This window comes from Streptomyces sp. NPDC059853 (assembly GCF_042731495.1).
In the GTDB taxonomy this organism is placed as follows: domain Bacteria; phylum Actinomycetota; class Actinomycetes; order Streptomycetales; family Streptomycetaceae; genus Streptomyces.
This window is the reverse complement of sequence record NZ_JBHWJL010000220.1, coordinates 1-8,968: the sequence shown is the minus strand read 5'-3', so window position 1 is coordinate 8,968 and position 8,968 is coordinate 1. Positions and strand designations below refer to the sequence as shown.

Annotated in this window: 10 protein-coding genes; 7 read left to right on the top strand and 3 right to left on the bottom strand. The window is 75.7% G+C overall.

Features of this window, described 5'->3' with window-relative positions; all coding sequences use genetic code 11:
* The coding region (locus ACFV5N_RS20395) for a PfkB family carbohydrate kinase (RefSeq protein ID WP_385601684.1) at positions 1 to 250 on the top strand (250 nt) is incomplete at its 5' end.
* A gap of 138 nt (positions 251 to 388) precedes the next feature.
* Here ACFV5N_RS20395 and ACFV5N_RS20390 read toward each other — a convergent pair.
* Together ACFV5N_RS20390 and ACFV5N_RS20385 are read right to left on the bottom strand one after the other, a co-directional pair.
* The gene (locus ACFV5N_RS20390) at positions 389 to 1,522 is read right to left on the bottom strand and encodes a winged helix DNA-binding domain-containing protein (protein WP_385601681.1); all 1,134 of its coding nucleotides are present in this window, start codon (positions 1,520 to 1,522) and stop codon (positions 389 to 391) included.
* A 94-nt stretch (positions 1,523 to 1,616) separates the two neighbouring features.
* The gene (locus ACFV5N_RS20385; RefSeq protein WP_385601678.1) at positions 1,617 to 2,213 is read right to left on the bottom strand and encodes a DinB family protein; all 597 of its coding nucleotides are present in this window, start codon (positions 2,211 to 2,213) and stop codon (positions 1,617 to 1,619) included.
* Positions 2,214 to 2,347: 134 nt separating this feature from the next.
* On the opposite strand from ACFV5N_RS20385, the gene ACFV5N_RS20380 reads away from it, so the two are divergent.
* Together ACFV5N_RS20380 and ACFV5N_RS20375 are read left to right on the top strand one after the other, a co-directional pair.
* Positions 2,348 to 3,367, top strand: coding sequence for a helix-turn-helix transcriptional regulator (locus ACFV5N_RS20380; protein ID WP_385601676.1), 1,020 nt, complete (start codon positions 2,348 to 2,350; stop codon positions 3,365 to 3,367).
* Between the two features lie 102 nt (positions 3,368 to 3,469).
* Positions 3,470 to 5,191: a cellulase family glycosylhydrolase gene (locus ACFV5N_RS20375; RefSeq protein ID WP_385601673.1), complete on the top strand. Its 1,722-nt coding sequence runs from the start codon at positions 3,470 to 3,472 to the stop codon at positions 5,189 to 5,191.
* A 104-nt stretch (positions 5,192 to 5,295) separates the two neighbouring features.
* Here the strand turns inward: ACFV5N_RS20375 and ACFV5N_RS20370 are convergent, their stop codons facing one another.
* A complete protein-coding gene (locus ACFV5N_RS20370) occupies positions 5,296 to 5,934 on the bottom strand; it encodes a TIGR03085 family metal-binding protein (RefSeq protein WP_385601672.1) in 639 nt (212 codons plus the stop codon).
* A 68-nt stretch (positions 5,935 to 6,002) separates the two neighbouring features.
* On the opposite strand from ACFV5N_RS20370, the gene hisI reads away from it, so the two are divergent.
* The 4 genes from hisI (at position 6,003) to ACFV5N_RS20350 (ending at position 8,915) form a co-directional block, all read left to right on the top strand.
* On the top strand, positions 6,003 to 6,368 hold the full coding sequence (gene hisI, locus ACFV5N_RS20365; protein WP_385601669.1) for a phosphoribosyl-AMP cyclohydrolase: 366 nt from the start codon (positions 6,003 to 6,005) through the stop codon (positions 6,366 to 6,368).
* Between the two features lie 11 nt (positions 6,369 to 6,379).
* On the top strand, positions 6,380 to 7,906 hold the full coding sequence (locus tag ACFV5N_RS20360) for an anthranilate synthase component I (protein WP_385601666.1): 1,527 nt from the start codon (positions 6,380 to 6,382) through the stop codon (positions 7,904 to 7,906).
* Positions 7,903 to 8,529, top strand: coding sequence for a TIGR02234 family membrane protein (locus ACFV5N_RS20355; protein WP_385601663.1), 627 nt, complete (start codon positions 7,903 to 7,905; stop codon positions 8,527 to 8,529). The genes ACFV5N_RS20360 and ACFV5N_RS20355 overlap by 4 nt, the downstream gene beginning before the upstream one ends.
* Positions 8,530 to 8,630: 101 nt before the next feature.
* Positions 8,631 to 8,915: an HGxxPAAW family protein gene (locus ACFV5N_RS20350; protein ID WP_385601660.1), complete on the top strand. Its 285-nt coding sequence runs from the start codon at positions 8,631 to 8,633 to the stop codon at positions 8,913 to 8,915.
* The last annotated feature ends 53 nt before the right edge of the window (positions 8,916 to 8,968 follow it).

The window sequence follows — 8,968 nt, the reverse complement described above, 5'->3', positions numbered from 1 at the left end:
TGCGAAGGGCTGCCTGTACGCGGCCCGGGGCGGCGAGCCCGTGCTCTTCGAGGCCCCCTCGGTGGCGGCCGTCGACACCACCGGGGCCGGGGACACCTTCGTCGGCGCGCTGGCCGTCGCCCGCGCCGAGGGCCGGCCGATGCCGGCCGCCCTGGCCTGGGCCACGGCCGCCGCCGGGCTGTCGGTGCGCCGGGCCGGGGCCTCGTCCGCCATGTCCACCCGCGCGGAGATCGACGCGGCGGCCGGCTGACCGCCGGTGCCGGTGCCGGTACGGCGGTGGGCGCGTGCCCGGAGCGAACGGCCCGTCACCGGCCCCCGGACCGCCCGCCGCACTGCTTGTACCGCCCGTGGCACCCGCACCGGCACACCGCCCCCGCCGCACCGCGGATCACCCTGCGCCGTCGCCGTCCGTCCCGGAGCCGATCCGCACCCGCCGGGCGGCACCCTCGGACAGAAAGCCCGCCAGCGCCTCCCCCTCCCGCGCCACCTCCTCGCGTTCGGCCGCCGCCAGCCGGCGCAGCGGCGCGACCCGCACCGTCCCGTCCTCCACGACCGTCCACGTCGCCGCGACCCGCCCGTCCACCAGCACCACCCGCGCACCCGCCACCGACAGCCCGCGATGGGCGTCGTCCACGATCCGCCCCCGGTCCTGGTAGCCGAGCAGCGCGTTGTCGAACGCGGGCAGGAACCGCACCGGCGCGGGCGTCGCCGGGTCGGGACGCGGCGCCCCCGGCAGATCGAACAGCTCCCGGCCCCGCTCGTCCCGGAAGACCACCAACTCCTCGCGGAGCGCCGCCACCGCCGCCGGAAGCCCCGACAGCCCGGACCACGCCCGCAGATCGGCGGTCGCGGCCGGACCGAACGCCGCCAGATAGCGCCGTACCAGCGCCCGCCCCACCGGATCGCCGCCGTCCGGCGGCGGCGGGTCGACCTCGCGGCCCAGCCACAGCGACAGCGGCAGATAACGCGCCCCGCCCCGGGCCCGCCACACCCCGCGCGGCGGCAGCTGGGCCATCGGGATCAGCGCCGCCACCAGCATCTCGCCCAGCGCCCGGGGCGCGGGCGCCGCCCCGGGGCCGGGCCACCGCGCCGCCACCGCCCGGGCCAGCTCGCCCATCGAACGCGGCTCCCCGTCGGCCAGCACCGCCCGGCCCGCGGCGGCCAGCAGCGCCGGATCCACCCCGGCCAGCTCGGCCCGGTAGACGCCGAGCACCCGCTGCCGCAGCATCGCGTCGTGCCGCGCACGCCAGGCCAGCACATCGTCCGCGGCCAGCAGATGGACCGTACGGCGCATCAGATGGGTGCGTACCACCTGGCGTCCGACGAGCAGGTGGGAGAGCACCCCGGGGTCGAACGCCCGCAGCCGCGACCACAGTCCGGTGAACGGCTCCTGCGGTTCCTGCGCCTGGAGCCCGCCCAGGTGCGCGACGGCGTCCAGGACCGGCAGGTCCGCGCGGTCCAGCAGCAACTGCCGCGCCAGGGTGGCGCGGTTGAGCGCCCGGGTGTCGAGAACGGTGGTCATCGGGGGGAAGGATCCTTCCGGGTCGGGCACGCGGGGGGTGTGCCCCGGGGCGGGCGCGGCGCCGGCCGGCCCCGGGGCGGGAGCGCCGATGCGATCAGCTCGCCGTCCGTCCGTCCAGCGACTCGCGCAGCAGATCCCCGTGCCCGGCGTGCTGGGCGGTCTCGCTGATCAGATGGAGCAGCACCCCGCGGACGCTGCGCTCCGCACCCGGCGGGTTCCAGGGGGCCGCCGGGAGCGGGTGCGCCGCCGACAGGTCCGGCACCGAGGCGATGATCTCCCCGGTGCGCGCGGCGACCCGCTCATAGGCGGCGAGCACCCCGGCCAGCGTCTCACCCGGCAGCATCCGGAAGCCCTCGCCGTGCTCGATCGCCCAGCGCGGGACCTCCCGGGCCGTCCCGGCCGCCATGTCCGCCCAGGTGACCCCCTCGGGCAGGTCGTAGCGCATCGCCGAGGGCCCCTCGGTCACAAAGCGCAGCCAGCTCTCCTCCACCGCCGCGACGTGCTTCACCAGCCCGCCGGGGCACAGCGCGCTGACGGTCGGACGGGTACCGGCCTGCTCGTCGCTGAGTCCCGCCACGGTGGCGGTCAGGGCCGACCGCGCGGTGGCCAGCGCGGCGAGCAGGGCGGTGCGCTCCTCGTCCAGGGGAGTGCGGGGGGAGACGGTGGCGCCGGTGGCGGGCGAGGCGGTCATGGTGATCGGATCCTTCGGGTGATCGGTGGAGTCGGGCCGGTCGGACGGCCGGGGACGGTCGTTCCCCGGCACGGAAACCACCGTGTCAGCGGTAGCGGACAGGGAGTGTCCGCTACCGGGCCGACCGTGGTGTCATGCCGACGACTTCCGCCCGACTGCTCGCCCTGCTCTCGCTGCTCCAGGCCCGGCGTGACTGGCCCGGTGCCCTGCTCGCCCGCCGGCTGGAGGTCAGCCCGCGCACGGTGCGCCGCGACGTCGAGCGGCTCCGGGAGCTGGGGTATCCCGTCCTGGCGGTGAAGGGGCCCGACGGCGGCTACCGGCTCGACGCCGGAACGCGGCTGCCCCCGCTGCTGTTCGACGACGAGCAGGCCGTCGCCCTCGCCGTCGCGCTGCGGACCGCCGCCACCAGCGGGGCCGGCATCGGGGAGGCGGCGGCCCGCGCGCTGACCACCGTGCGGCAGGTGATGCCCGCCCGGCTCCGGCGCCGGATCGACACCCTGGGCATCACCGCCGTCGGCGCGCCCGCGGCCGGGCCCGGCAGCCCGGTGGACCCGGCGGTGCTCACCGCGCTCGCCGCCGCCGTCCACGCCCGGGAGGTTCTGCGCTTCGACCACGCCGCCCCGCCCGGAGCCGTCGCCGGGGCCGGCTCCGCGCCCACCCCGGGTCCGCCGCGCCGGGTGGAGCCGCACCATCTGGTGGCCCGCGCGGGGCGCTGGTACCTGGTGGCCTGGGACCTGGACCGTACGGACTGGCGGATCTTCCGCGCCGACCGCGTCACCCCGCGGGCCCCGGCCGGGCCCCGGTTCACCCCGCGCGAGCTGCCGGGCGGTTCGGCGGCGGCCTTCGTGACGGGGAGGTTCCGGGGCGGCGACGGCACCGGCGACTGGCCCTGCCGGGGCGAGGTGGTCCTCGGGCTGCCCGCGGCCGAGGCGGCCCCGTACACCGGGGACGGGATCGTCGAGGATGCGGGGCCGCACCGCTGCCGGCTGGTGCTCGGCTCCTGGTCGTGGACGGGGCTCGCCACCGCCTTCGCCCGTTTCGACGCGGACATCGAGGTCATCGGCCCGCCCGAACTCGCCGCGGCCTTCGCCCGGCTGGCACAGCGCTGCGCCGATGCCGCGCGCACCGGTGACGGACGGGCCCGGCGCGGCTAACCTCCGCGCCTGGGAGCGCTCCCATCACCGCGCGCCCCCGCCGTTCTCTCCCCCCACGAGCCGCCGCTGCCCGCCCGGGCAGCGACCGAAGGGAAGGCCCCCATGGTGAGAAGCCGATCGTCCTGGCTGTCCGCCGCCCTCCTCGCCCTGGCCGTGCTGCTCGGCCTCGCCGGCCCGGCGCCCGCCGCCACCTCGCCGCCCCGTACCGGATCTCCCGGGAGCACCGGGTCGTCGGTGGCGGAGACCGTGGCCGCCATGCAGCCCGGCTGGAACCTGGGCAACACCCTGGACGCCACCGGCCCCGACGAGACCTCCTGGGGCAACCCCCGGGTGACCCGCGCGCAGCTGAGCGCCATCCGGGACCAGGGCTTCCGCAGTGTCCGCGTCCCGGTGACCTGGAGCCGGCACCAGGGGCCCGCGCCCGGCTACACCATCGACCCGGCGCAGCTGGCCCGGGTCACCGAAGTGGCGGGCTGGGCCCTGGAGGAGGGCCTGTACGTCATGGTGAACGTGCACCACGACTCCTGGCAGTGGATCATGGAGATGCCCAGCCGGCCCGACGCCGTACTGGAGCGGTTCGTCGCCACCTACGAGCAGATCGCCGCGGCCTTCCGGGACGCGCCGCCGGAACTGCTGCTGGAGAGCGTCAACGAACCCTTCTTCGAGGGGTCGTCGGGTGACGCCGAGAACGCGGAGCTGCTGCACCGGCTGAACGCCGCGTTCGTCTCCGTGGTGCGGGACTCCGGCGGGGTCAACGCCACCCGCCCGCTGGTCCTGTCCACCCTGCACGCTTCCTCCGAGCAGGAGCGGCTGGACGAACTGGCCGCCTCGCTGGCGACCTTGGACGATCCCGCGCTGGTGGCCACCGTGCACTTCTACGGCTACTGGCCGTTCAGTGTGAACGTGGCGGGGCACACCCGCTTCGACGAGGTCACCCGGCAGGACCTGATCGACACCTTCGACCGGGTGCACGACACGTTCACCGCGCGCGGGGTGCCGGTGATCGTGGGGGAGTACGGGCTGCTCGGCTTCGACCGCGGCACCGAGACCGTGCAGCAGGGTGAGAAGCTCAAGTTCTTCGCGTTCCTGGGGCAGTACGCCCGGCAGAAGCGGCTGACCACGATGCTGTGGGACAACGGCCAGCACTTCGACCGCACGGCCGGGCGCTGGCGGGACCCGGCGCTGTTCCGGCAGATCAGCACCAGTTGGAGCGTCGACTCCGCCACCGGCTCCACCGACCAGGTGTTCGTCCCGGCCACCGGTACCCCGGCCGAGGCCACCGTCGGGCTGGATCTCGCCGGGACGGAGGTGACGGCGGTGCGGCACGGCGCGGACGCCCTGGCGCCGGGCGGCGACTACGTGCTGTCCGGGGACGGGCTCACCCTCACCGCGGACACCCTCGCGCGGCTGACCGCCGACCGGCCGCACGGCGTGGCGGCGGTGCTGTCCGTCGAGTTCGCCCGGGGCGCCCCGTGGGATGTCCACATCATCCGGTACGAGATGCCGCAGCCGGCGGACGCCACCGGCACCACCGCCGGCTTCGCCGTCCCGGTCGCGTTCCGGGGGGACCGGCTGGCCACCATGGAGGCGGTCTACGCGGACGGCGGCAACGCCGGTCCGCACGACTGGACGCCGTTCAAGGAGTTCGGGGCGGCCTTCTCGCCCGACTACGCCGGGGAGCGGATCACCCTGACGCCGGAGTTCTTCGACGAGATCAGGGACGGTTCCACGGTGCGGCTGACGTTCCACTTCTGGAGCGGGCACACGCGGGAGTACACCCTGACCCGGTCCGGCACCACCGTGACCGGTACCGCCGGGGGCTGACGGCCGGGGGGTGTCCGCCCGGGCCCCCGGGCCCCGCGGGCCCCCCCCCCCCCCGCCCCCCGCGCGCGGGGCCCGGCCCCCCGCGCCCCCGCACGCCCCGGCCGTCAGCCGCCCAGCCCCATCTGGGCCGCGCCCGCCGCCTTCACGGCCGCTTCCTCGCCCTCCACCGTCACCCGCGCCGCCCGCTGCCGGCCCGAGGCGAACAGCAGCAGCTCACCCGGCTCACCGGTCACCGTCACCACCGGAGCGCCCTTCTGCGCCACCACCGTCTGCCCGTTCGGCCGCCGCAGCACCAGGCCCACCGGGCTCTTGCGGCCCATCAGCCGCGCCGTCGACTCAAGACGCTTCCACAGCGCCTCCGCGAACACCGGGTCCAGCGCACGCGGCTCCCACCCCTCGCCGCCGCGCCGCACGTCCTCGGCGTGGATGAAGAACTCCACCGTGTTCGCCGCCTCGTCGATCGGCTTCAGCGAGAACGGTGAGCCACGGCCGGGACCGGAGCGGATCAGCTCCAGCAGCTCCGCGTACGGCTTCGCCGCGAACTCCGTACGGATGTTCTCGCCCCGGGCCGCCAGCGGCTTGATCACCATGCCGGCCGCCGCGTCCGGGCGGCGCTCACGCACCACCACATGCGCCGCCAGGTCGCGGGTGTTCCAGCCGTCGCACAGCGTCGGGGCGTCCGGGCCGGCCTCTTCCAACAGGTCGGCGAGCACCAGTCGTTCACGTTTGGCATGGGTAGACATGTGTCCCAGCCTAGGACGAGCGCCCGGCAACCGTCCCGCCACCGCGCCGCGCCCGGCACAATGGGGCCATGGCCCGCAGCACATCCGCACTCGACCCCGCCATCGCCGCCCGCCTCAAGCGGACCGACGACGGCCTCGTCCCCGCGATCGCCCAGCAGTACGACACCGGCGAGGTGCTCATGCTCGGCTGGATGGACGACGAGGCCCTGCACCGCACGCTCACCACCGGCCGCTGCACGTACTGGTCCCGCAGCCGCCGCGCCTACTGGGTCAAGGGCGACACCTCCGGGCATCACCAGCACGTCAAGTCCGTCGCCCTCGACTGCGACGGCGACACCCTGCTGGTCAAGGTCGACCAGGTCGGCGCGGCCTGCCACACCGGCGACCGCACCTGCTTCGACGCGGACCCCCTGCCGGTCACTCCGGGGCAGTAGGCTCACCAGCCATGACGCAGCAGGCGCAGCAGGCGCACCGGGCATCGCCGGACCCCGACCGCTTCCGGATACTGGCCAAGGACCGCAGAGTCATCCCGGTCACCCGCCGGCTGCTGGCCGACGGCGACACTCCGATCGGCCTCTACCGCAAGCTCGCCGCCGAGCGCACCGGCACCTTCCTGCTGGAGTCCGCCGAGAACGGCCGCACCTGGTCCCGCTACTCCTTCATCGGCGTCCGCAGCGCCGCCGCCCTCACCGTCCGCGACGGCGCCGCCCACTGGCTCGGCACCCCGCCGGTCGGCGTCCCCACCGACGGCGACCCGCTGCACGCGCTGCGCGCCACCCTCACCGCGCTGCACACCCCGCGCGACCCCGGCCTGCCGCCGTTCACCGGGGGCATGGTCGGCTACCTCGGGTACGACGTGGTCCGCCGCCTGGAGCGGATCGGCGAGCACGCCCGCGACGAGCTGGGCCTGCCCGAACTCACCATGCTGCTCGCCTCCGACCTCGCGGTCCTCGACCACCGCGACGGCACGGTGCTGCTCATCGCCAACGCCATCAACCACAACGCGCGCGACACCGGCGTGGACGAGGCGTACGCCGACGCCGTCGCCCGCCTCGACGCCATGACCGCCGACCTCGCCCGCCCGGTGCCGGCCGAGGCGGTGCCGCTGCCCGCCTCCGAACTGCCCCCGTACACCGCGCACTGGGGCGGCCCCGACTTCCGCGCCGCCGTCGAGGACGTCAAGGAGCACATCCGGGCCGGTGACGCCTTCCAGGTGGTGCCCTCCCAGCGGTTCGAGACGGCCTGCCCGGCCGCCGCCCTCGACGTGTACCGGGTGCTGCGGGCCACCAACCCCAGCCCGTACATGTACCTCTTCCGCTTCGACGGCTTCGATGTCGTCGGCTCCAGCCCCGAGGCCCTGGTGAAGGTGGAGGACGGCCGCGCGATGCTGCACCCCATCGCCGGTACCCGACCGCGCGGCGCCACCCCGCAGCAGGACGCCGACCTCGGCACCGAACTCCTCGCCGACCCCAAGGAACGCGCCGAGCACCTGATGCTCGTCGACCTCGGCCGCAACGACCTCGGCCGGGTCTGCGCGCCCGGCAGCGTCGAGGTGGTCGACTTCATGACGGTCGAGCGCTACAGCCACGTCATGCACATCGTCTCCACCGTCACCGGCACCCTCGCCGACGGCAGGACCGCCTTCGACGCGCTCACCGCCTGCTTCCCCGCCGGCACCCTCTCCGGCGCCCCCAAGCCGCGCGCCCTCCAGCTCATCGAGGAACTGGAACCGGTACGGCGCGGCCTGTACGGCGGCTGCGTCGGCTATCTCGACTTCGCCGGCGACGCCGACACCGCCATCGCCATCCGCACCGCGCTGCTGCGCGACGGCACGGCGTACGTCCAGGCCGGTGCCGGGGTCGTGGCCGACTCCGACCCGGTGGCCGAGGACACCGAGTGCCGTAACAAGGCGGCGGCGGTTCTCAGGGCGGTCGGCACCGCAGCGAAGCTGCGCGGTAGCGTGGAGGGGTGACTCGTGAGCCGGCCAGCAGCAGCCCCGCCCGCGCCTCGCGCCGCGCGCTCGGCGCGGCGCTGCTCAGTGGCGCCGCCGGGGCAACCGTCGTCCTGATCGCCGCCGGGCAGACCTGGGCCGAGGGGGAGACGAGCCAGAACGGCCTCGGCGCCGGCGAACTGCACGTCACGGCCAGCGGCAGCGCCGTCTCCGGTCTGCCCAGCGCGCTGGCCCTGGTGGGCCTGGCGTCGCTGGTCGCGGTGTTCGCGGTCCGCCGCACCGGCCGGGTGGTCGTCGCCTCCGTGCTGGCGCTCAGCGGGGCCGGCGCGATCGGCGCCGCCCTGGTGGGCGCCTCCGACACCACGGCCCTGGAACGCTCGGCCGGTGACGCGCTCGGGCTGACCGAGGCGGCGGTGACCGGCGTCAGCCACTCCGGCTGGCCGTGGATCTCGGCCGTGGGCGGACTGCTGCTGCTGATCGCCGGGCTGCTGGCGCTCAGTTACGGCCGGCAGTGGCCGGCGATGTCCGGACGGTACGAGCGGACCGAGCGCGGCGACCGGCGCGGCCGGCGCGGCGCGGTGGACCCCGACCGTCCCGAGGACCTGTGGAAGGCCCTGGACCGGGGCGAGGATCCCACCACCTAGGCGGGGCGTTCGGGACCAAGGGCCTCATCCGGCTCCCCGGAGGGGCCTGACACAATGGTGGTGGGCATTCCCCACCACCGAGGAACACAAGGAGCATGAGCATGGCGGGCCACGACGACCACGGCAACACCCCTGCCGCCTGGACCGGTGTCATCATCATGATCGCCGCCTCGATCGTCGGCGGGTACTTCATGGTCGCGGGCCAGCCCTTCGTGGGCCTGGGCGCCTGGGTCGGCCTGTCCGTCGTGGGCGTGGCCGCCGGCCTGGTCATGCGGGCGATGGGCCTGGGCAAGAAGCCCGAGGCGCTGCCCGCGCAGCGCACCGCCCCGGCCGCCGAGCACACCACCGAGCCGGCCCCGGCACCGGCCGCCGCGGGCGGCAACTGACCGCACCGGCCTCCTGCCGTACCGGCAGCGCACCCCGAGAGCACCCGCCGCGG

What these genes read in the sequence shown, in the direction of transcription:
- ACFV5N_RS20390 (WP_385601681.1), bottom strand. Translation starts at nt 1,522, where the DNA reads ATGACCACCGTTCTCGACACCCGGGCGCTCAACCGCGCCACCCTGGCG.
- ACFV5N_RS20385 (WP_385601678.1), bottom strand. Translation starts at nt 2,213, where the DNA reads ATGACCGCCTCGCCCGCCACCGGCGCCACCGTCTCCCCCCGCACTCCC.
- ACFV5N_RS20380 (WP_385601676.1), top strand. Translation starts at nt 2,348, where the DNA reads ATGCCGACGACTTCCGCCCGACTGCTCGCCCTGCTCTCGCTGCTCCAG.
- ACFV5N_RS20375 (WP_385601673.1), top strand. Translation starts at nt 3,470, where the DNA reads ATGGTGAGAAGCCGATCGTCCTGGCTGTCCGCCGCCCTCCTCGCCCTG.
- ACFV5N_RS20370 (WP_385601672.1), bottom strand. Translation starts at nt 5,934, where the DNA reads ATGTCTACCCATGCCAAACGTGAACGACTGGTGCTCGCCGACCTGTTG.
- hisI (WP_385601669.1), top strand. Translation starts at nt 6,003, where the DNA reads ATGGCCCGCAGCACATCCGCACTCGACCCCGCCATCGCCGCCCGCCTC.
- ACFV5N_RS20360 (WP_385601666.1), top strand. Translation starts at nt 6,380, where the DNA reads ATGACGCAGCAGGCGCAGCAGGCGCACCGGGCATCGCCGGACCCCGAC.
- ACFV5N_RS20350 (WP_385601660.1), top strand. Translation starts at nt 8,631, where the DNA reads ATGGCGGGCCACGACGACCACGGCAACACCCCTGCCGCCTGGACCGGT.